This is a genomic window from Enterobacter sp. CPE_E890 (assembly GCF_046521475.1).
GTDB lineage: Bacteria > Pseudomonadota > Gammaproteobacteria > Enterobacterales > Enterobacteriaceae > Enterobacter > Enterobacter adelaidei.
Genome location: NZ_JBKFZW010000001.1, coordinates 2,286,707 through 2,308,599 on the forward strand (window position 1 = coordinate 2,286,707; position 21,893 = coordinate 2,308,599).

Sequence of the window (21,893 nt, forward strand, 5' to 3'; positions counted from 1 at the left end):
TCATCTCATGCCGCCGTTCGCGGCGGCATGTACGGGTACAATTTAGTGCATACCCAGGCGAATCAGTTCAATCGGTTCGAACTTACCTTCGCATCCTTCCACTTCCACCGTTTTGCTACGACGCACTTGCGCGGCATCAAGACCGTCGCTATGGATCGCTTTAATGACCCCAGTATGGCCTGTGCCGTTTATCATGACGCGGCTGCCAGTGGTAATTGCATTACGGTTACGGTCGTATGTCATCATGGTATATTCTCCTCTCTAACTTATCCGTTACGGCGCTAATTCAGGTTTGCCGTTCACGGGGCATATAAATACGCCTGTCCGCGCTTCATGTTTTTGTTTTTGATCAAACTCACACTTTTTTGTTTATTGCATCGAGTGCTGACGGTTCACGACAGCAATTTACAAAGCAGACCGTTATTTTCATAAGCTGATAGTTTCGATAGGGAAGCGTTGAGGGTTGGTTTATATTTCTGATGCCATTCTGGAGGCAGGAAATAACCCTTCATCGGAATAAGGAGTCAGGCTTATGTATAAGAAGATTTTGATGCCTGTTGATGTGTTTGAAATGGAGTTAAGCGATAAAGCGGTACGCCATGCGGCCAACCTGGCAAAGGCTGAGGGTGCGTCGATTACCCTGGTCAACATTCTTCCGGCCAGCAGTCGCTCACTGCTGCGCGGGTTTAACGCTGATATTAAAAAGTTTGAAGAGTATATGACCGCTGAATCCGGGAAGAAAATGAACGAGTTAAAGAGACTGTTCGATATCTCCCCTGAGAATATTCACGGCATGGTTCGTTTTGGCAATGTCCGCGATGAAATTATCAAGCTGAGCAAGGAGGGGGAATATGATGTGATCGTCATCGGGTCGAAAAACCCGGGCATCACCACTCATCTGCTTGGTTCAAATGCGGAATCTATTCTGCGCTACGCCACTATTCCGGTATTAGTCGTTCGTTAATTTCTTCGCCGCATCCGTAAGGGGTGCGGCAAATGTTACTCTTCGCTGAACCACTCGCTATTTTCCTGGCGAATAAGCTGCACAGATTCACTAATTTCCTGTAAATGCAGTGTCATCGCTTTTTCCACACCGTCGGCATCGCGTTTTTCAAGCGCACTGAAAATATCATGATGCTGGCGGAGCAGCATTTCCGGCGGGGAGACGTGATCGAGGCTCATGTAGCGCACGCGGTCGATGGTGGCCTTAATGTTCTCGATGGTGTCCCAGGCCAGCTGGCAATCGGCAATCTGCGCCAGTTTCTGGTGGAATTCGTCATCCAGCAGGAAGAAATCATTGAGCTGTTTACGGTCTATCGCAATGCGCTGCTGGTGCAGATTTTGCTCCAGCAGATAACACTGGTTGTCGTTGATAAGCGTTGCAGCACGGCGCGCGACGGCACATTCAATCGCCTGGCGAACAAAACAGCCGTTGCGCACCTGAGAGAGTGAAATTTTGTTCACATAGCTGCCGCGCTGCGGGCGGATCTGAATCAGACCGTTTTCTGCGAGCTTAATAAACGCTTCGCGCACCGGCTGACGGGAAACGTCAAAACGCACGGACACCTCTTTTTCAGAAAGCGGTGTACCCGGTGGGATCAGGCAATGGACAATATCACGTCGCAAAATGCGATAGATTTGCTGGTTTACTGGCTGGGTGGGATTGAGTTGCGATTCAGCGGCCATGAGTTGTCATTTCTCAGAGAGTTAGCCTGAACATACTACCATTTTTTTATAACCCGAAACAGACCCGGCCCGCAGGCCGGGAAGGGCTCAGTTAGCCACGATGGACGCTAAGTCCGGCAAAACTCTGGCTGACCGGCATCATTTCTACGGTGTTGATGTTGACGTGTTTCGGCAGCGTCGCCACCCACCACACCGTTTCAGTGACATCTTCCGGCGTCAGCGCGTTAGCGTTTTCGTAGGTTTTACCCGCTTTCGCGTCATCGCCTTTGAAACGCACGTTGGAGAATTCAGTCCCGCCAACCAGACCCGGTTCGATATCGGTGACGCGAATGGCCGTGCCGTGCAGATCGGTACGCAGGTTCAGGCTGAACTGGCGCACAAACGCTTTGGTCGCGCCATAGACGTTGCCGCCCGCATATGGCCAGCTTCCGGCGGTAGAACCAATATTGATAATGTGGCCGCGGTTGCGCTCGACCATGCCCGGCAGCACTGCACGGGTCATATAGACCAGTCCTTTGTTATTGGTGTCGATCATGTTTTCCCAGTCTTCAACGCTGGCTTTATGGGCAGGCTCCATGCCCAGCGCCAGACCGGCATTGTTAACCAGCACATCAATGGCACGCCATTCGGCAGGCAGGTTAGTAATCATCTCTTCAATGGCCGCGCGGTTACGCACATCCAGTTGTGCGGTCAGGATGCTGTCACCCAATTCGTCTTTCAGCTCCTGCAGGCGCTCCTGACGACGGCCCGTTGCAATCACCTTGTGTCCGTTGGCGACGAAGCGACGCGTGATGCTTTCACCAAAACCCGCTGTCGCCCCGGTAACTAAAATAATCATCTCACTGTTCCTCAACGCTTTTTGTGTTGTACTAACATAGCACGGTCGCCGAGGGTGCGTTAAGGCAACATTTGTATGACAGCATTGCAGGGGATGGCGGCCTGGCCTATACACAATATCATTCAAGTTGCATCAAGGCGGCGACGCAGCGAATCCCCAGGAGCTTACATAAGTAAGTGACTGGGGTGAACGAGGAAAGCCAACGCAGAGGCAGCTTGAAGGATGAAGTGTATACTCTGGGAGGATACCCGTACTCAGGAGCAAAAGATGACGGCCACGAATCCCTTTTTTGAAATCAGCCTTTTACCTTACCAGGCACCTCATTTTGATGAAATCAACGATAGCCACTATCGCCCGGCTTTCGATGAAGCGCTTCGCCAGAAGAGGGCGGATATTGACGCCATTGTCTCTCAGACCACTGCGCCAGACTTCACCAACACCGTACTGGCGCTGGAGAAAAGCGGCGCCATGCTCACGCGCGTCAACAGCGTTTTCTTCGCCATGACCTCCGCACACACCAATGCGTACCTGCAGGAACTGGAAGAGCAGTTCTCTACCGAACTTGCCGCGCTGGCGAACGATATCTGGCTAAACGACACGCTTTTCGCACGCGTGGAGAGCGTCTGGCAGGACCGTGCCGCGCTGGACGCTGAATCCCGTCGGTTGGTTGAGGAGACATATCAGCGGTTTATTCTGGCCGGCGCACGTCTGAATGAGACAGAAAAAACCGAGCTGAAGGCGCTTAATACCGAGGCGGCCTCTCTGACCAGCCAGTTTAATCAGCGTCTGCTGGCTGCTGATAAAGCTGGCGGGCTGGTGGTGGATTACGCACACCAGCTTGATGGGCTTAGCGCTGACGAAATCGCTGATGCCGCACAGGCTGCCACCGAGAGAGAGCTTAACGATCGCTGGTTGATCCCGCTCCTGAACACCACCCAGCAACCCGCGCTTTCCGCGCTGCGCAATCGTCAGACGCGGGAAAATCTGTTTAACGCAGGCTGGACGCGTACCCAGAAAGGGGATGAGAACGATACGCGCGCGCTGATCCTTCGTCTTACTGCGTTGCGTGCACGTCAGGCTCGCTTGCTGGGCTTTGAGGATTATGCCAGCTGGAGCATTGCCGACCAGATGGCGAAAACGCCAGACGCCGCGCTTACCTTTATGCGTGGCATTGTGCCTGCCGCACGTACCCGCGCGGAACGCGAGCAGGCCGATATTCAGAATGTCATTGATGACGAACAGGGTGGTTTCACCGTGCAGGCCTGGGACTGGGCCTTTTATGCGGAGCGCGTGCGTCAGGCAAAATATGCCCTCGATGAGTCGCAAATCAGGCCGTATTTTGCGCTCAATAACGTACTGCACGATGGCGTATTCTGGACGGCCAGCCAGCTGTTTGGCATCCGCTTTGTGGAGCGCTTTGATATCCCGGTTTATCACCCGGACGTTCGCGTATGGGAAATTTTCGACCACACGGGTGTTGGTATGGCACTGTTCTACGGTGACTTCTTTGCCCGTGACTCCAAGCAAGGTGGGGCGTGGATGGACAGTTTTGTCGTGCAATCCTATGAATTTGCCACCCGTCCGGTTATCTACAACGTCTGTAACTATCAGAAACCGGGTAATGGACGCCCGGAGCTACTCTCCTGGGATGATGTGATTACCCTGTTCCACGAGTTCGGCCATACGCTACACGGGCTGTTTGCCAGCCAGCGCTACGCCACGCTCGCGGGTACCAATACCCCACGTGATTTCGTTGAGTTTCCGTCGCAAATAAACGAACACTGGGCCAGCCATCCTCAGGTATTTGCCCATTACGCCCGTCATTTTGAAACCGGTGAACCGATGCCGGAAGCGCTACGGAGAAGCATGCTGAGTGCGACTCAGTTTAACAAAGGCTATGACATGACGGAGACACTCAGTGCCGCGCTGCTGGACATGAACTGGCACAGTATTCGTGAGCCTGTTGAAAGTGTCGAGGCGTTTGAAGCCGCCGCCCTGAAAAAAGAGGGGCTGGATCTGCCCGCCGTACCGCCGCGTTATCGCAGCAGCTACTTTGCCCATATCTTTGGTGGCGGTTACGCGGCGGGGTATTACGCTTACCTGTGGACACAAATGCTGGCGGACGATGGCTATCAGTGGTTTGTCGAGCAGGGCGGTTTAACCCGTGAAAACGGGCAAAAATTCCGTGAGGCGATTTTATCCCGTGGTAATAGTACAGATTTAGCGGAACTGTATCGTAACTGGCGCGGGCACGATCCAAAGATTGAACCGATGCTGGAGAATCGCGGATTGAGCGCGTAATGCCATAGTTGGCGGGTCATCCAGGGTTAGCGCCCGCTTGACCCGCTCACCGTTGAGGACAAATGGTCATAAAAAAAGCCTGCGTTAAGCAGGCGCTAATGATGATGCATAATTGTTATTCTAATCTTAATTCAAAAAATTAACTGCGAACCCGAGACATCACAAATATTTTTGTGCTGCATCGAGTATTTCCTGAGAGGTAAGTTCCCGATCCGAGGCAACATAGATAACATCATGATCGCCTGTTAAAGACGGAAAACCAGCAGACATTATTTGAAGATTAACCTCTTCGCCATTCGGGTATTCTTCACGTATGGATGTAATGCCCTTAAGCACGGTCATAACTTTGCTCGGCTTACCATTAAAGAACACTATCACCTTTTTCATATATCACCCTGTAATCATTCGTGATTTTTTAAGCTGATGCCGTCCAAAGAGACTGATTTATTCATTCTTCTAACTTTTTCGAAAATTAAAGCAAGCAATATCCTGACTTAACGTGTACTGTGGCAGTCCATTTAATCAGGAGAAGCCTATGTCTGGACGTAAAAATACGCAATTTCGTCGAAATCATTTAGTCAAATGTCCCTGCCCAAACTGCTCGAAAGATTCAGAGCACAGCTATAATCGCGTACAAAAGGGCGCACAGCTTGTTTGCCCATATTGCAATACTCTTTTTAAGTCCTCTCAACGATTTTAAAAAAATAATATCGCCAGAAAATTAAAAAGCAATGCTAAGGACCCGTCTACTCAGGAAAACCGTCATCGTTATCGCGGGTCCGTGGTGATATTATTTATCGCAAAGCGTTACGTTGCCTGCTGCAGGGCCTTTACTGCCGCTAATGATAGCAAACTCGACTTTTTGACCTTCAAAAAGTGTGTTGAAACTGTCCCCCTCAAGGGCGGAAAAGTGGACAAAAATATCTTTACTGCCATCAAGCGGGGAGATAAAGCCAAAGCCTTTATCTTCGTTAAACCACTTAACCAGACCTAAAATTTTTGACGACATATATACTCCATTTGAATGCTTTTAAAGTAGTAACGTTATGATAGGAAACGTATAAACTGTATACGTATGGACTCAAAAGGAGGGGGTATCAGCGATAGCGCCTGGTTATGAGGACTGCTTAGTAAAATGTTACATTCAGTATTGCATCGAACCAACGAGATCATTAATGCACGGACAGGATTAATTAGCAAATTTTATTTTAGCCGTCTGGGCGCGTGTGCTTGCTGAGTGGTCGCGTAGCCGGGCACAGAGCCCGGCTTATGTTCAAATTGCATGACAGCTTACGGAAGCGATAATTTTATTACCACCCATATTACCCATAATCAAATCGAGTAATTTTCGGTATTCCTCCCGGGTAATCACTTCAGCCCGAATTTCGGTGGTTCCTTCTGTTTTCGCTGCCGTTGAATAAATGGCTTTCAGACTTAACGTCAGCTCTTGTGCCATTTTGACGACATTCTGACGCACGGCATCTTCATGCTCATCATTACAGGTCACTTTCAGAACATAACATTTTTCGCCTTCGTGAAGCGCGGGGAGTTGATTAATCCGCTGCGCGGCTTCGCGAAGCAATATGTTAGCACAGAGAATAATTACGCTGGCCATCGCGGCATTCCAGAATTGGCCTAATCCGCATAGCACACCAATTCCGGCCGAACACCACAGCGTTGCCGCGGTATTCAGACCCCGAATATTCATTCCCTCACGCATAATCACGCCTGCGCCGAGGAAACCTATTCCGGAGACGATCTGTGCTGCGATGCACCCCGGGCTATCAGGAGAAGTGGAGACGGAGCTTAAAATAAACACTGCCGCGCCTGTAGCAACCAGTGCATTGGTACGAAGCCCGGCCATACGCTGGCGCCATTGTCTTTCTGCGCCAATAATTGCGCCCAGCAGCATTGCTGCGAGCAGATGAGAGATATATGGGAACATCATCCTGTCGCCTGTTTACGTTATTCAATAATAAACGTCAGTGCTAAAGCACTATATGACGCCATTTAAACACTACGTATTTTCAGCGCGACGGCGGCGGGAAGAGTGAATGTGTAAACAGAAACATAGCGATTACCCACAATTATAGCGGTTCTTAAAGTGTCGGGATGCAATCGCGTCGAGATGATTGCTGCCCACCGTTCAGGTAAGCAGCGTGAAATCGCACTAGCTTACCTTCGTATCATATATAAGGTGACTTTCCAACGAAGGACTCCTGTGTAAATTTATCGCCAGTATAATAAGGCTTTATAATGAGTAAAGCGAAAAAACAACGTTCGTTATGAATTGTTTAAGTTCGGGAAAAAGTTTTATAGATGTCACCTGATTTTCAACAATACCCGGTATACTCGATTGTATTTATAACAGGCTGTAACATGCTAAGGCAGGCAGTATGTCTCTTCGTTCACTGCGGGCGTTGTGCCTGACCAGTTTTTTCATTGCGGATGTCCGCGATGGTCTTGGTCCTTTTCTCGGTATTTTTCTGACTGAACGTCACTGGTCCCCTGATGATATCGGCATACTGATGACGGCCGGTGGTCTGGCGGGATTACTGGCCACGCTGCCGGCGGGATTTATCACCGACACCTCACGCAGCAAGCGATCCGTGCTGGCGCTGGTGTGCCTGCTCATCACCCTCAGTACGCTCCTGCTCTGGTTTAGCCAGCAGAACAGCGTTGTCGCTGTTTCGCAAATTGTCAGCGGTATCAGTGCGGCATTTGTGGGGCCGCTGATCGCCGGTATAACGCTGGGGCTGACCGGCCAGGGCGGGTTCAGTGCGCAGATGGGCAGAAATGAGGCGTTCAATCACGGCGGCAACTTTGTCACTGCACTGATTGCAGGCGGCATTGCCTGGTACTGGGGCGTGGGCGGGATTTTCCTGCTGATGACCTGCACGACGCTGCTCACGCTCTGCGCGCTGCTTGCCATTCGCCACGGCGATATCGACAACAACGCCGCGCGCGGGCTGTCATCTCAGGCGAACCTGCCGGTTCCCGGTTTTGCGGTGCTGATGAAAAACCGTGCGCTGTTTGTGACCGGGCTGACGCTGCTGCTGTTTCACCTGGCAAACGCCGCGCTGCTGCCGATGCTGAGCATGAGAGTTGCAGCGGCACCTGCCTCGATTAACCCCGGTTTGTATGCGGCGGGTACCGTCATCATCTCACAGGCCGTGATGATCCCCGTTGCCATCTGGGTCGCACACCGCATAGAACGCTACGGCTACTGGCGCTTAATTATGCTGGCGCTGCTGGTTATGCCGGTGCGCGCGGCGCTGGCGGCATCTACGGACGCGCCGTTAATGATGATACCGGTACAAATCCTCGACGGACTGGCCGCCGGGATCCTGGGTGTCGTGGTACCGTCGTTTATTGTGGTGCTGCTGCGCGGAAGCGGGCACGTCAATGCCGGGCAAAGCGTGGTGATGCTGATGCAGGGGATTGGGGCATCCATGAGTCCGGCGTTAACCGGTACGATCGCCGGTCATTACTCTTTTGCGACGGCGTTCAGCGTACTGAGCGCGATTGCCCTGGTGGCCGTCCTGCTGTGGTGGCGCTGTGCTCATCGGACATGGGAAACTGACAGTTCGCCGGGTGGGGCATAGCCGCCACCCGGCGCTAGGCTTATGCCAGTTCGTTAGGGCACGCTTCGCCCTTTTCCAGCTGCAGTAGATTCCCCAGCGTGGTTTCCGAAATGCTGATCAGCGCTTCGGCAGTCAGAAACGCCTGGTGTCCGGTAAACAGCACGTTATGACAGGCAGACAGGCGGCGGAACACGTCGTCCTGGATCACATCATTAGACTTGTCTTCAAAGAACAGATCGCGCTCGTTTTCATACACGTCCATCCCCAGCGCGCCAATCTTCTGCGTTTTCAGCGCTTCGATGGCGGCCTGAGAGTCAACCAACCCACCGCGGCTGGTGTTGATGATCATCACGCCATCTTTCATCTGGTCAAATGCCGCCTGGTTCAGCAGGTGGTAGTTTTCCGGCGTCAGCGGGCAGTGCAGGGAGATCACGTCAGACTGTGAGAACAGGGTTGGCAGGTCGACGTATTCGACGCCCAGTTCCAGCGCCGCAGCGCTTGGGTAGGGATCAAATGCCAGCAGACGCATGCCGAAGCCTTTCAGAATGCGCAGGGCGGCGACGCCAATTTTACCGGTGCCGATCACGCCGGCGGTTTTGCCGTACATGGTAAAGCCGGTCAGTCCTTCCAGCGAGAAGTTAGCATCACGGGTGCGCTGATAAGCGCGGTGAATACGACGGTTGAGCGACATCATCATGCCAATCGCATGTTCCGCGACCGCTTCCGGTGAGTACGCCGGCACGCGAACCACCTTCAGACCCAGCTCTTTCGCCGCGTCGAGGTCAACGTTGTTAAAACCCGCGCAGCGCAGAGCGATGTATTTCACCCCCTGTTTTTTCAACTCTTCCAGCACCGGACGACTGCCGTCATCGTTCACAAAAATGCAGACGCCTTCGCAGCCGTGCGCCGTTTTGGCGGTTTTTTCGGACAGCAGAAAGTCGAAAAATTCAAGCTCAAACCCGTAAGCCTCGTTAACATGTTGCAGATACTTTTTGTCGTACTGCTTTGTGCTATATACCGCGAGTTTCATAAGACTTTCTCCAGTGATTTTGCATTCACGTTAGCATGATTAAAATTATCTTACAATTTTTGAAATATTATTGAATTCAATAAGTTCTATCAATTATTCTAGAGCATCTATCCTTAAAAATGGCATTCCCTTCAACTGACTGGCTAAACATGCGACAATGATCGGCAATGTCGGCTTAATTCTTTCGCTAAATCAGGATATTAACTGCCCATGAAGGGTAAATACAAAGCCGCAATTGCGCTTTTACTGCTGTTCATCCTCTTGCCGCTGACGCTGCTGATGACGCTCGCCCAGTGGGTTCCAACGCTTGCCGGTATCTGGCTACCCGTCGGGACACGTATCGCCTTTGAACAAAGCCCCAAAATCACCCGTCACGCACTGGTCATTCCCGATGTTCGCTATCTGGTTGAAGACTGTGAGATTGCCCGGGTCGATAACGTGACGCTGTCACGTCCCAGTCGCTGGAAACTGGATATCGGTGCGCTCGAGCTTAATTCCGCGTGTTTAAGCAAAATCCCTCAGTCTGCACCCTCAACGGTTGCGCCCAAAACGCTGGCACAGTGGCAGGCGGTTTTACCGAAGACCTGGCTTACCGTTCATCGCCTGACGCTCTCGCCCTGGCAACAATGGCAGGGCGAGCTTTATGCCTCGCTGACGCCAGCCAGGAGATTACCTATAAAGGCGAGCAGGTCAGCATTAAAGGGAAACTTCGTGGACAGTTGCTCTCCGTCAGCCAGTTCGATGTACAGCTTCCCGATCGGCCTCAGCCCATAAAACTGGTGGGCGAGTTCACTCTGCCGCTGGTTCCCGATGGGGTACCGGTTAAAGGCCACGCGGTCGCGACCTTTAACGTGCCACAGCTCACCTCATTGGTCGATGCCGATCTGGACTGGGAGGAAAATCAGGGACAACTGGTGGTGATGGCGCGCGATAACCCCGACCCGCTGCTCGACCTCCCGTGGCAGATCACGGCAGAACAGCTGAATATCAGTGACGGACGCTGGAACTGGGACCTCTCCGGTATGCCGCTGAGCGGGCGAGTTGGCCTGCGAGTCGACAACTGGCAACAGGGACTGGAGAAAGCTACCTTTTCCGGACGTCTCAATGTGCTTACCCAAGGTGATGCAGGGAAAGGCAACGCGGTTCTGAACCTTGGGCCGGGCAGGCTCAGTATGGAAAACAGCGACATGCCGCTGTATCTGAGCGGTGAGGCGAAACAAAACGACCTTATTCTCTACGCCAGACTGCCGGCAAAACTGACCGGAAGCCTGTATGAACCTCAGCTTTCCTTTGAGCCGGGGGCGCTGCTTCGTTCACGCGGACGCATTATTAACTCCCTCAATATTGATGAAATTCGCTGGCCACTGGCGGGCGTCAAGCTCACGCAAAAGGGTGTTGATGGCCGTTTGCAGGCCATTCTGCGGGCCCATGAAAACGAAATGGGCGATTTTGAGCTCCACCTGGACGGCCAGGCCAACGACTTTTTACCCGACAACGGTCTGTGGCAGTGGCGCTACTGGGGAAAAGGGGGCTTTACGCCGATGAATGCGCGCTGGGATGTCGCCGGGAAAGGCGAATGGCGTGACAACCTCATTGAGCTAACTGCGCTCTCCACCGGTTTTGACAAACTTCAGTACGGTACGATGGAAGTCAGCAAGCCGCGTCTGGTGCTGGATCAACCGGTGCGCTGGTTCCGTGACCACGAAAAACCCACCTTCAGCGGCGCGCTGGCGTTCAACGCGGGACAAACCCGCTTCTCCGGCGGGAGCGTGTTACCGCCCTCAGTACTGACCTTTAGCGTCGACGGAACAGACCCAACGATTTTCCAGTTCAAGGGCGACCTCCATGCAGACAAAATTGGCCCGGTACAGGTAAATGGTCGATGGGATGGGGAGCGTCTTCGCGGGCAGGCCTGGTGGCCGAAACAGTCGCTTACCGTATTTCAGCCGCTGATACCACCGGACTGGAAAATGACGCTGCGTGACGGGGAACTCTATGCGCAGGTCGCCTTCTCGGCGGCGGCCGATCAGGGCTTTGAAGCCGGTGGGCACGGCGTGCTGAAATCCGGCAGCGCCTGGATGCCTGATAACCAGGTCAACGGCGTCGATTTTGTGCTGCCGTTCCGCTTCAGCGAAGGGACCTGGTCCCTGGGCACGCGCGGCCCGGTCACGTTGCGCATAGATGAAGTGGAAAACCTGGTGACCGCGCGCAACATCACCGCCGACTTACAGGGGGATTATCCCTGGACGGAGGACAATCCGCTTCTGCTCACCAACGTGAAGGTGGAAACCCTCGGCGGGAAGATCACCATGCAGCAGCTGAGGATGCCGCAGCACGATCCGGCCTTGCTGCGCGTAGATAATATCTCTTCCAGCGAGCTGATTAGCGCCGTCAATCCGAAACAGTTTGCCATGTCGGGGCCGGTCAGCGGGGCGCTGCCGTTCTGGCTGGACAATGAAAAATGGATCATCAAAGATGGCTGGCTGAGCAACCCCGGGCCCATGACGCTGCGTATCGACAAAGATACCGCAGACGCCATTGTGAACGATAATATGGTCGCGGGCGCCGCGATTAACTGGCTCCGCTATATGGAAATTTCGCGTTCGTGGACGAGAATCAATTTAGATAACCTGGGGCAATTAACCATGCAGGCCACCATCAAGGGGACCAGCCGTGTCGATGGCAAAAGCAGCACCGTCAACCTGAACTATACCCATGACGAGAATGTCTTTACCCTCTGGCGCAGCCTGCGTTTTGGAGACAACCTGCAAACCTGGTTTGAGCAACACGCGGCGATACCCGGTCCCCGCAGTTCGACTGGCAAGGAAAGTGAGGAACAACAATGAAAAAGATGGCTGGTGTACTCACCGTTGCCGTTGTCGCGCTACTGAGTGGCTGTACGCCGCGCATTGAAGTCGCGGCACCGAAAGAGCCGATTACCATCAATATGAATGTCAAAATCGAACATGAGATCCACATTAAGGTCGATAAAGACGTTGAAACTCTGCTGAAATCGCGCAGCGATCTGTTCTGAGGACGCCATGAAACGATTAGCTCTGATTTTACTGGCACTGGGGATGAACGTGCAGGCGGCCGCGCCCACCTTAAATGATGCCCGGGCGCAGGGGCGCGTAGGGGAAACCCTGAGCGGGTATCTTGCCCCGATCCAACAGGATGCGGAAACGCTGGCGCTGGTTAACCGTATCAATGCGGCGCGCACGGAAAACTACCAGAAGCTGGCTGACAGCAATAATTTACCGGTCGATGAAGTGGCGAAAATGGCGGGACAAAAACTGATTGCCCGTGCTCAACCCGGCGAGTATGTGAAGGGCATTAACGGAAAATGGCTGAAAAAATAGTTAGCGGTAGCGCTTGCGGTATTCACCTGGCGAGACGCCAAAACGCTGCTTAAACGCCGTGGAAAAATGGCTATGGTCGGTAAATCCCCAGCTGTAGCCAATCCCCGCCAGCTTTTCGTCATCACTGGTAGAACGCAACACCTGCGCGCACAGATCCAGACGACGGTTTTTAATGTACTGCGCCACCACCAGCCCTTTCTCGGCAAACATGCGGTAGAGGCTGCGCACGGACATACCGCTCTCGGCGGCAATCCATTCCGGACGCAGAGATTCAGACTGAATATGATCGTCGATCAGTGCCACCACGTGCTGGAACTGGCGTTCCTTACGCGGCTGAATCAACTCCCGCTGTTGGAAAGCGGGGCGCAGCAGGCAGACCATCGCTTCGAGCGCGGCTTCACTCTCCCGGTCACTCAGATCGGCATTGTTCATACTGTCCATTAACAGACGATGACTCAGCTGTACCGTTGGCAACGAACGGGAAAGGGTGAGCGCGCAGTTGATCTCCTGAAACCGACACTGCTGCTCAATGATCTGACGGGGTACCAGCAGCGAGATTTGGCGGGATTTTTCCTGCCAGTTGATTGAGCAGGGGCGGGATGCGTCAAGCAGCGTGATATCACCGGTTTTTAGCACAGAGCGCCGGTCATCCTGCTCAATTTCTGCGCTGCCTTCAAGCTGGAACACGGTATAGAACCAGGCATCATTACTCTGAGCGATCTCCTGGCGAGAACGAAACAGATTCACGCCGCCTGCGGTAACGGTACTGAGCTTCAGGCTGCGCGCGTAGCTGGTTTCCAGTTCGCCGAAGAATTTTCCCTCCAGAGGACGCGCGTTAAAGCGCCCGCAAACCTGGTTAATTTGCGCCAGCCACTGCTGATACTGTTCCTGCTCGCTTGCACACGCCATCGTTTCTCTCACTGCGCCGTCAACGTTTTCGCATTGTTGCATTTGTGTTGCATTTTGTCAGAGCTATGAGGCTGACTATAGGAAAGAACACTCACCGGGAACAGTGATATAAGGCGGAATTATCACGATTTGCGGAGCCTGTCACAGGTGGCAAAGCGAATGTCACACAGACAAAAGCGAGAATGCGAAACCCCTCTTAGACTGGATCAACACCCGACGAATAATAACGAAGGAGTACCCTATGTCTGAATCACTGGTGGCAATCCAACCTGCTGTGCAGCAGTTTTTAGACCGACATCATGGCCTGTGGATCGAAGGGCGTCAGGCCGCATCAGACAGTGAAAAACGGCTGAATGTCTACAACCCGGCCACGGGCGAGGTGATTGCCTCGACTGCCGATGCCAGCGTTGACGATGTTGACCGCGCCGTGATGTCCGGCTGGCGCGCGTTTGTTGCCCGCAGCTGGGCCGGAAAATTACCGGCGGAACGCGAGCGGATCTTGCTCCATTTTGCCGATCTGGTTGAGCAGCACAGTGAGGAGCTGGCTCAGCTTGAAACGCTGGAGCAGGGCAAATCCATTAACATTTCCCGCGCTTTTGAAGTAGGTTGCACCCTGAACTGGATGCGCTATACCGCCGGGTTGACCACGAAGATCGCTGGCAAAACGCTGGATCTCTCTATCCCATTGCCACAGGGGGCCCGCTACCAGGCGTGGACGCGCAAAGAGCCGGTTGGCGTGGTGGCCGGAATTGTACCCTGGAACTTCCCACTAATGATCGGGATGTGGAAAGTGATGCCTGCGCTGGCCGCGGGCTGTTCCATTGTGATTAAACCCTCAGAAACCACGCCGCTGACCATGCTGCGCGTGGCGGAGCTGGCCAGCGAAGCGGGCATCCCGGACGGGGTGTTCAACGTCGTAACCGGTAGCGGCGCGGTGTGTGGCGCAGCGTTGACCTCGCATCCTCACATTGCGAAAGTGAGTTTTACCGGTTCAACGGCAACGGGTAAGCAAATTGCCCGCACGGCGGCGGACACGTTAACCGGGGTGACCCTGGAACTGGGCGGGAAAAACCCGGCCATCGTGTTGAAAGATGCTGACCCTGCCTGGGTGATTGAAGGTCTGATGACCGGCAGCTTCCTGAACCAGGGACAGGTCTGTGCGGCGAGTTCCCGTATCTATATTGAAGCACCGCTGTTTGACACGCTGGTCAGCGGGTTTGAACAGGCGGTGAAATCGCTGAGCGTCGGGCCGGGCATGTCGCCGGAAGCCTTTATTAACCCGCTGGTTTCGCGTGCGCATTGCGACAAGGTGCAGACTTTCCTCGATGAAGCGAAGTCCCGTCATGCGGAACTGATCGCCGGCAACCGTGGGCCGGAAGGTAAAGGCTATTACGTTTCACCAACGCTGGTGGTGAACCCGGATGCCGCGCTGAGGCTCACTCGTGAAGAGGTATTTGGCCCTGTGGTCAACCTGGTGCGAGTGGCCGATGGTGAAGAGGCGCTCCAGCTGGCAAACGACACCGAGTATGGCCTGACGGCCAGCGTCTGGACGCAGAATATCAGCAAGGCGCTGGAATATACCGACAGGCTGCAGGCTGGTACCGTCTGGGTAAACAGCCATACGCTGATCGACGCTAACCTGCCGTTCGGCGGGATGAAACAGTCTGGCACCGGACGTGACTTTGGCCCGGACTGGCTGGACGGCTGGTGCGAAACGAAGTCGGTGTGCGTGCGGTATTAAAAAACAAGCCGGGTGGCGGCTACGCCTCACCCGGCTTTATTAACGGGACCACCGATCCCGCCCGGCCTCTTTCGCCCGATACAGCGCCGCGTCAGCCCGGGCGATGATCTCGGGACCCGCCAGACCGTCCTCCATTCCCGCAATCCCCATGCTGGCGGTGACAACCCCGCTAACCTTCGAACCACTGTGCGGTATCGCGGCTGAATACAACCCCTCCTGAATGCGTAGAGCAACCTGTTCTGCCATGTTCTCCGGACAGTCAAACAGGATCACTACAAACTCTTCACCACCGTAGCGAGAAACAACGTCGTGAGGTGTACGTACTGATTTTTTCAGCACCTGCGCTACCTGCGCCAGGCAGTCGTCACCCGCCTGGTGGCCATAAGTGTCGTTGTAAAGTTTGAAATAGTCGACATCCAGCATAATCAGCGAGAAGGCTTTTTTCTGATCAACCGCGTTTTCCAGCACGGTTTCCATGGCCCGGCGGTTTGCCGTCTGGGTTAACGCATCCAGATGCGCCAGCGCATCCAGCCGCAGAATGAGTCGCTGATTCTGCTGGTTACGTCGCCAGGCTTCTTCGAACCAGTTCAGGAGGATAAAGCGCCCGCAAATCAGGATCAGGGTGAATACCACCCAGATCACGGCAAAGCGTAGGTTAACGCTCTGGTTCAGGGCGATGCTTGCAGACGGCAGGGCGATCCAGAGCGGCAGGACAAAAGAGAGCAGCCCCGACGGGTGAAAATAGAGCGCGGTCATTCCCGCGAGCAACAGAATCACGAAGATTGGCCAGGCGTGAGGAAGCTGAACAACCGTGATCAACAAATAACTACACAGTGACCACAGCAGGCTGCAGATAAACAGCACGACACTGATCCCGACGATACGTCGCCAGGCCATAACCATCAGCGCAGTTGAAAGGATAATGACCCCCAGCATTGAGGTATCGACCATCATCGTTAGGTATTTCGTTGCACCGACCTGGCTGTCGATGTTACCGAACAAGACGTTGCGCAGCAGGAGCATCAGCGCAAAGCTCACGTTTACGAAAGCCAGCCAAGGTAGATTCATCGCCAGGCCATGGTGCACCATGGATTTTCGGGTGGGCCAGGTGGCTAGCTCGGGTGGTGTATTGCGTCTTTTTTCTATCAAGGGGGATTTCCGTATCGAAAGGAGCGGGAGAAAAATGGGCGGGGTTACCGCCCATCAGGTGATGTGTTACGGTGTCACAATGTTAAACCAGAATTCAAAATTATCCATATATCCCAGCATCGCATCCAGCTTCGCGCTATCGCCGGTGATCTTAATATCGCCGCTATCCTGCGCCTGTTTCAGCGTCACTTCTTTCAGGATAATTTTGTTCAGCGTATCACGGTTCAGGGTCAGCGTGGCGTCAGCGTCCTTCGCCTCGGCGTTAGCCGTATGGTTCAACACGCCGTTTTCCAGCTCAAGTTTATACTTTCCGCCATCGCTGCCTAAATCAATGTTGAACACGGATTTGGCAGTACCGGCTTTTTCGCCATTGATATGCACAGCCAGATAGTCGAAGAACATCTCTGGCGTCATTGCCCGCACGGTATCCGGGCTGGCGGTATTCGGCGTCGGGCCTTTCACCACGCCGTTACGCAGCTCTTGAGCACCGGTCAGGTAGAAGTTACGCCACGGGCCAGATTCGGCCTGATAACCGAGCTGCTCCAGCGCATCTGCTTCCAGGTTACGTGCCGCCTGATTATTCGGATCGGCAAAGACCACTTTGCTCACGACCTGTGCAACCCAGCGATAATTCCCCTGGTCAAAGTCCGTTTTGGCTTTGTTCAGGATGGCGTCAGCACCACCCATGTACTCAACGAATTTCTTCGCTCCCTCTTCAGGTGGCAGTTCATCCAGCGTCGCTGGGTTGCCATCGAACCAGCCAAGATAGAGGACATAGGTGGCTTTCACGTCATGGCTGACGGAGCCATAGTAGCCCCGGTTAGCCCAGGTGTGCGCCAGCGAATCCGGGAGCTTAAAGTTGGCGGCGATCTCGTCACGCGTCTGGCCTTCGTTCGCCATACGTAGTGTCTGGTCGTTGATGTAACGATAAAGATCGCGCTGGCTCTTCAACAGCTTGACCACATTTTCGTTACCCCAGGTTGGCCAGTGGTGTTGCGCCATAATAATTTCGGCTTTGTCGCCCCAGCGTACGATCGCCTGGTTGATGTATTTCGACCACGGTAACGGCTCGCGAATTTTCGCGCCGCGCAGGGAGTAAGTGTTATGCAGCGTGTGGGTGACATCTTCTGCTGATTCGATCAGTTTTTTCTCTTCGATGAACCAGAGCATCTCTGATGGTGCTTCAGAGCCCGGCGCCAGCATAAAATCATAGGTCAGGCCGTCAATGACCTCTTTCTGGCCATCTTTTTCTATGATATTGGTCGGAGCGATAAGCGTAACCGTACCGGCAGAGGTCGTTGTACCCAAGCCTGCACCAACTTGTCCTTTCGCATCGGGCTTAAGCAGGTTGCCGTACATATAACTGGCGCGGCGGCTCATGACGTTACCCGCCATGATATTTTCCGCTACTGCGGCTTCCATAAAACCGGACGGGGCGTAAATTTTTACCTTACCAGCTTTTACATCGGCTTCATCTACCACGCCGCGCACGCCACCATAGTGGTCGACATGGCTGTGGGTATAGATAACAGCCACGACCGGTTTTTTCCCGCGATGTTTAAAATACAGGTCCATCCCGACTTTAGCGGTTTCGGCGGATACCAGCGGATCAACGACCGTTATTCCCGCTTTACCTTCAATAATCGTCATATTTGACAGGTCGAGGTTACGGATCTGGTATACCCCGTCTGTGACTTCAAACAGGCCGCTAATATTAATCAGCTGTGATTGACGCCATAAGCTTGGGTTGACGGAATCAGGCGCTTTATCGCCTTCTTTAATAAACGAATATTGCTGCGGATCCCATATAACATTCCCTTGTTCGGTAATGACTCCAACTTACTGATAGTGTTTTATGTTCAGATAATGCCCGATGACTTTGTCATGCAGCTCCACCGATTTTGAGAACGACAGTGACTTCCTGCCCAGCCTTGCCAGATGTTGCCTCAGATTCAGGTTATGCCGCTCAATGCGCTGCGTATATCGCTTGCTGATAACGTGCAGTTCTCCCTTCAGGCGTGATTCATAAAGCGGCCAGCCATCCGTCATCCATACCACGACCTCAAAGGCCGACAGCAGGCCCAGAAGACGCTCCAGCGTGGACAACGTGCGTTCACCGAATACGTGCGCCACAACCGTCCTCCGTATCCTGTCATACGCGTAAAACAACCAGCGCTGGCGTGATTTAGCGCCGACATAACCCCACTGTTCGTCCATTTCCGCGCAAACAATGACGTCACTGCCCGGTTGTATGCGTGAGGTTACCGACTGCGGTCTGAGTTTTTAAGTGACGTAAAATCGTGTTGAGGCCAACGCCCATAATGCGTGCACTGGCGCGACATCCGACGCCATTCATGGCCATATCAATGATTTTCTGATGCGTACCGGGTTGAGAAGCGGTGTAAGTGAACTGTAGCTGCCATGTTTTACGGCAGTGAGAGCAGAGATAGCGCTGATGTCCGGCAGTACTTTTACCGTTACGCACCACGCCTTCAGTAGCTGAACAGGAGGGACAGCTGATAGAAACAGAAGCCACTGGAGCACCTCAAAAACACCATCATACACTAAATCAGTAAGTTGGCACCATTACCCCCTTGTTCCCCTTTGATAACCTCCTGAGGGAGAGGGGCAATAAAACCTTTATGCGCGTCGGTAAAATCGGTTTTGTCAGAGAAAGGAAGTTGATTAAAAAGGGCATTATTGGCCTGTTGAGTTGCTGCTGTAGCATCTTTTGGCGCTTCAGCGGCAAATGAAGAACTGACGGAAATAAAAAAACCTGCTAATGCCAGGCTCCTGACAATCAAATTAAATTTCATCCTAAAACCTCTCAGTGATGTATTACGGCTTACGTAGAAACGTCGTGTCCTGGCTGAAAGTGATTCAAGAGATGCAGTGGAAATAAAGAGGGCATGAATAACTATAATCGGGAAGAGGTATTCAGCAAGTGAATGAATAAAAAACCGGGCGTTGCGCCCGGTATGTTATTTAGCGTCTTTTTTCTTCCCCAGCGTGGGGGTCTCGTCAAAGAAGTTCCACGGTTTAAGCAGAGTATGTACCCATTCCGTCGGCATGATCGGCCACTCTTCGGCACGGGCGACGTGGGTTGTCCCTGTGGTCATCCAGACGACGTCATCCTGGTTATTCAGTGACTCATTATCTTTGCTGTACTGCCCCAGGCCCGTATCGTGGATTGAACGGTTAGGGAATTTCCCTTCCGGGTACAACTCATCAGGATGGTAACGGGTGACCCACAGCTGCTTATCCATAAAGCTCAGCCGGTGGTAAATCCACTCGTCCGGGGCAAACTTCGCGCCCGTCGCTACAGGGTGTGTACCGCCCGCGTAAGGGATAATCTGGTACGAGACCGGGTTGCCCATGCGGTTCTCTTTGCTGGTATTGCTTAACAAGCGAATAGTGCCCGGGTCGAATTTCTGTGCTGCCTGCTGCTCGGTATCAATGTCGTACTGATTGATCTGCATGGTACTGGTGCGCGGGCCACCGGCGGTGTTCGGTTTAACCTCCGGATCCATCGCTACCAGTTTATTGTTGATGCCATCCACATCCATATCAAGACGGAAGTTATAGATATGCTGGTGGGTGGTACCCACGATGTTGTGATCGATCAGTGTGCCGTATTTGGTGTCGTCTTTCGCGGTGGCGTCATGCATGGTTTTCGCCAGTACGCCTTTCACCGCTTCGATACCCGTCGCACCAGCATCAATTCCAATGGTGCCATTTTCATGGAATACCCAGTCGAAGATGTAATCGTAGTTACCGACAGTACTCACCCAACGTACCACCAGTTCACGACGCTCGGTGCTAACGTTTGGCTGTCCCATCTCCTGATGCTTGTATTCTGGCCCGGCGTAGCGTTCGAAAATGGCGATTGCGCGCGGGATCTCCATTGGCGCACCGGTGTAATCCGGGATCGTTTCATTGAGCATCACGGCGTTAGACGGCACGTCTTTCCCCCGTACCAGCGAAGAGGTCAGGGTGCCCATGCCATAGTCGCCGGAATCCAGATAGGCTTTGAAATACCAGCCCACGTCCGGGTCGCCGTAAGGGACGATCATGCCACCTAAGGAGCCCTGATACATAACCTGGCGCTTTTTGCCGTTATCGTTGTACGTCACAGTCGAAATCATCGGGCCGACGCGGGAATCCAGGCTCAGGTGGAAATCCCAGTTCTGCCAGTGCACCATATCACCGGTAATGGTGTAGTTCTTGCCTTCTGGCTCGACGATCTCAAGGGGCTTTTTCGCTGTTTCGATACGGTCACGGCCGTCATACGGACGCGGAGCCATGGGAACCGGAATAACAGCGCCTTCTTCAATTTTCTGGATTTTCTTCTGCTCAAGATCGACTACGGCCACCAGGTTTTCAATCGGATGCGCCCAGTAGTTACCGTCACCGACGTCCAGGTAGCTGACCACTTTCAGCAGGCGATCTTCCTGCTTCAGGCCGTCTTTACCGTCAAAATAGCCGACGGTCAGCGGCGTGGTAATCACTTTCTTCGTATCGGTGATACCGTGTTTTTTAAGCACCTCTGCAAACTCAGTGCTCTCGTTGATGATCTGCTGAACCGCGGTGAAGTCATCCAGCAGCACCATGCCGTGTGCGTCTTTTACCGGTTCCCAGCTCAGGATCTTTTTGTCCTTCAGATCCACCCGGCTTTCGATAACGTGCTTCCCGTCGAGCATAACCACGTTCGCCTGGCGGGGAGAATCCACTGCCGTACCGTTAAGCACAAAGTCCCACACTTTGGTCTTATCTGGCTCAGCAAGGGCAATCTGGGTAAAACGGGTATTCGGTTTGAAATCCGCAGAGGTTTTGACGATCTCTACGGCTTGTTTGATTTCGTCAGCCGTTAGCGCGTTTAACGGGTGAGGGCGTTTTTCAACCTGGAAAGTCTGGTCGAGGCCGGACTGGAAAACGTCGTTGATGAAGGTGTCAGAGATAAAGGCCTTTTTGCCTTTCATCACCACCGGTACCTGCAGCTTGAGGGTTTTACCGTTGACGATAGCGGTTTTCGCCCCCGGTTTGACCTTCACAAAAGCACCGTCTTTCGCGATGGTGAACAGTTGTGCGTAATCATCCCACTGGACATCCGCGCCAAAGTCCTGCAGCGTTTTGTCCATCGGGACCATGTGCGCCTCGCTGCCGTGAGCGAAAACAGGAGATTGCCAGGCGCAACACAGCGCAACAGCCATAGCCAGTGCCGTTCTACGGGCAGAAAAAGAAGAATTGCTTCCCATCGTAGACCTCATCTTGTTGTGTTTATTGTGTGGTGACAGCC

At 53.3% G+C, this 21,893-nt stretch carries 18 protein-coding genes and 3 pseudogenes; 8 read left to right on the forward strand and 13 right to left on the reverse strand.

Translation table 11 applies throughout. From position 1 onward, the window contains the following. Nucleotides 1-42: 42 nt before the first annotated feature. Nucleotides 43-246 carry a putative selenium delivery protein YdfZ gene (gene ydfZ, locus ACLHV9_RS11340; RefSeq protein WP_014831738.1) on the reverse strand — a complete coding sequence of 68 codons (204 nt, stop codon included), beginning with the start codon at nt 244-246 and terminating at the stop codon, nt 43-45. A 286-nt stretch (nt 247-532) separates the two neighbouring features. Here ydfZ and ACLHV9_RS11345 point away from each other — a divergent pair, with 286 nt between their 5' ends. Next, nucleotides 533-964, forward strand: a complete 432-nt coding sequence (locus ACLHV9_RS11345; RefSeq protein WP_028017567.1) for a universal stress protein — start codon at nt 533-535, stop codon at nt 962-964. 35 nt (nt 965-999) lie between these two features. Here ACLHV9_RS11345 and ACLHV9_RS11350 read toward each other — a convergent pair whose 3' ends face one another. Both ACLHV9_RS11350 and ydfG read right to left on the reverse strand, forming a co-directional pair. Next, on the reverse strand, nt 1,000-1,686 hold the full coding sequence (locus ACLHV9_RS11350; protein ID WP_028017566.1) for a GntR family transcriptional regulator: 687 nt from the start codon (nt 1,684-1,686) through the stop codon (nt 1,000-1,002). A 91-nt stretch (nt 1,687-1,777) separates the two neighbouring features. Then, entirely contained in the window at nt 1,778-2,524 is a 747-nt protein-coding gene (gene ydfG / locus ACLHV9_RS11355; protein ID WP_028017565.1) for a bifunctional NADP-dependent 3-hydroxy acid dehydrogenase/3-hydroxypropionate dehydrogenase YdfG, read from the reverse strand. Nucleotides 2,525-2,791: 267 nt separating this feature from the next. Between ydfG and dcp the strand changes: the two genes are divergently transcribed. Beyond that, nucleotides 2,792-4,825 (forward strand): peptidyl-dipeptidase Dcp, encoded by a 2,034-nt coding sequence (gene dcp / locus ACLHV9_RS11360; RefSeq protein WP_410375970.1) that lies wholly within the window; start codon nt 2,792-2,794, stop codon nt 4,823-4,825. Between the two features lie 159 nt (nt 4,826-4,984). Here dcp and ACLHV9_RS11365 read toward each other — a convergent pair whose 3' ends face one another. Further along, nucleotides 4,985-5,212 carry a hypothetical protein gene (locus ACLHV9_RS11365; protein ID WP_028017563.1) on the reverse strand — a complete coding sequence of 76 codons (228 nt, stop codon included), beginning with the start codon at nt 5,210-5,212 and terminating at the stop codon, nt 4,985-4,987. A gap of 148 nt (nt 5,213-5,360) precedes the next feature. Here ACLHV9_RS11365 and ACLHV9_RS11370 point away from each other — a divergent pair, with 148 nt between their 5' ends. Further along, nucleotides 5,361-5,525: a YnfU family zinc-binding protein gene (locus ACLHV9_RS11370; protein WP_218064858.1), complete on the forward strand. Its 165-nt coding sequence runs from the start codon at nt 5,361-5,363 to the stop codon at nt 5,523-5,525. Nucleotides 5,526-5,615: 90 nt separating this feature from the next. Here ACLHV9_RS11370 and ACLHV9_RS11375 read toward each other — a convergent pair whose 3' ends face one another. Both ACLHV9_RS11375 and ACLHV9_RS11380 read right to left on the reverse strand, forming a co-directional pair. Beyond that, the gene (locus ACLHV9_RS11375) at nt 5,616-5,834 is read right to left on the reverse strand and encodes a cold shock domain-containing protein (protein WP_028017562.1); all 219 of its coding nucleotides are present in this window, start codon (nt 5,832-5,834) and stop codon (nt 5,616-5,618) included. Nucleotides 5,835-6,098: 264 nt separating this feature from the next. Next, nucleotides 6,099-6,773 carry an MgtC family protein gene (locus tag ACLHV9_RS11380; RefSeq protein WP_410375971.1) on the reverse strand — a complete coding sequence of 225 codons (675 nt, stop codon included), beginning with the start codon at nt 6,771-6,773 and terminating at the stop codon, nt 6,099-6,101. 448 nt (nt 6,774-7,221) lie between these two features. Between ACLHV9_RS11380 and ACLHV9_RS11385 the strand changes: the two genes are divergently transcribed. Next, nucleotides 7,222-8,430, forward strand: a complete 1,209-nt coding sequence (locus ACLHV9_RS11385; RefSeq protein WP_410375972.1) for an MFS transporter — start codon at nt 7,222-7,224, stop codon at nt 8,428-8,430. 19 nt (nt 8,431-8,449) lie between these two features. Here the strand turns inward: ACLHV9_RS11385 and ACLHV9_RS11390 are convergent, their stop codons facing one another. After that, nucleotides 8,450-9,439 carry a 2-hydroxyacid dehydrogenase gene (locus ACLHV9_RS11390; RefSeq protein ID WP_028017559.1) on the reverse strand — a complete coding sequence of 330 codons (990 nt, stop codon included), beginning with the start codon at nt 9,437-9,439 and terminating at the stop codon, nt 8,450-8,452. Between the two features lie 210 nt (nt 9,440-9,649). Between ACLHV9_RS11390 and ACLHV9_RS11395 the strand changes: the two are divergent. The 3 genes and pseudogenes from ACLHV9_RS11395 to ACLHV9_RS11405 all read left to right on the forward strand — a co-directional run bounded on the left by ACLHV9_RS11395 (nt 9,650) and on the right by ACLHV9_RS11405 (nt 12,798). Then, a pseudogene (locus ACLHV9_RS11395) lies at nt 9,650-12,285 on the forward strand (YdbH family protein). Further along, nucleotides 12,282-12,473, forward strand: a complete 192-nt coding sequence (locus tag ACLHV9_RS11400; RefSeq protein WP_028017557.1) for a YnbE family lipoprotein — start codon at nt 12,282-12,284, stop codon at nt 12,471-12,473. The pseudogene ACLHV9_RS11395 and the gene ACLHV9_RS11400 overlap by 4 nt, the downstream one beginning before the upstream one ends. A 7-nt stretch (nt 12,474-12,480) precedes the next feature. After that, nucleotides 12,481-12,798 (forward strand): YdbL family protein, encoded by a 318-nt coding sequence (locus tag ACLHV9_RS11405; RefSeq protein ID WP_410375973.1) that lies wholly within the window; start codon nt 12,481-12,483, stop codon nt 12,796-12,798. On the opposite strand, the gene feaR is transcribed toward ACLHV9_RS11405, so the two are convergent. Further along, a complete protein-coding gene (gene feaR / locus ACLHV9_RS11410; RefSeq protein WP_028017555.1) occupies nt 12,799-13,707 on the reverse strand; it encodes a transcriptional regulator FeaR in 909 nt (302 codons plus the stop codon). A gap of 241 nt (nt 13,708-13,948) precedes the next feature. Between feaR and ACLHV9_RS11415 the strand changes: the two genes are divergently transcribed. Continuing rightward, nucleotides 13,949-15,448: an aldehyde dehydrogenase family protein gene (locus ACLHV9_RS11415; protein ID WP_049006774.1), complete on the forward strand. Its 1,500-nt coding sequence runs from the start codon at nt 13,949-13,951 to the stop codon at nt 15,446-15,448. Nucleotides 15,449-15,487: 39 nt separating this feature from the next. On the opposite strand, the gene ACLHV9_RS11420 is transcribed toward ACLHV9_RS11415, so the two are convergent. The 5 genes and pseudogenes from ACLHV9_RS11420 to tynA form a co-directional block, all read right to left on the reverse strand. Continuing rightward, entirely contained in the window at nt 15,488-16,594 is a 1,107-nt protein-coding gene (locus ACLHV9_RS11420; protein ID WP_108090015.1) for a diguanylate cyclase, read from the reverse strand. Nucleotides 16,595-16,663: 69 nt separating this feature from the next. Continuing rightward, nucleotides 16,664-18,421 (reverse strand): annotated as a pseudogene (locus ACLHV9_RS11425) (alkyl/aryl-sulfatase); the annotation flags it as partial. A 15-nt stretch (nt 18,422-18,436) separates the two neighbouring features. After that, nucleotides 18,437-19,133 (reverse strand): IS1 family transposase gene (locus ACLHV9_RS11430; protein ID WP_407197283.1). Its coding sequence is split into 2 segments (ribosomal slippage): nt 18,437-18,881 and nt 18,880-19,133, totalling 699 coding nucleotides; the frame shifts between segments, so codons are not numbered across the junction. Nucleotides 19,134-19,188: 55 nt separating this feature from the next. Continuing rightward, nucleotides 19,189-19,413, reverse strand: a pseudogene (locus tag ACLHV9_RS11435) (MBL fold metallo-hydrolase); the annotation flags it as partial. Between the two features lie 165 nt (nt 19,414-19,578). Continuing rightward, complete coding sequence (gene tynA, locus ACLHV9_RS11440) at nt 19,579-21,852, reverse strand: primary-amine oxidase (protein WP_407220468.1); 2,274 nt, start codon at nt 21,850-21,852, stop codon at nt 19,579-19,581. Nucleotides 21,853-21,893: the final 41 nt, after the last annotated feature.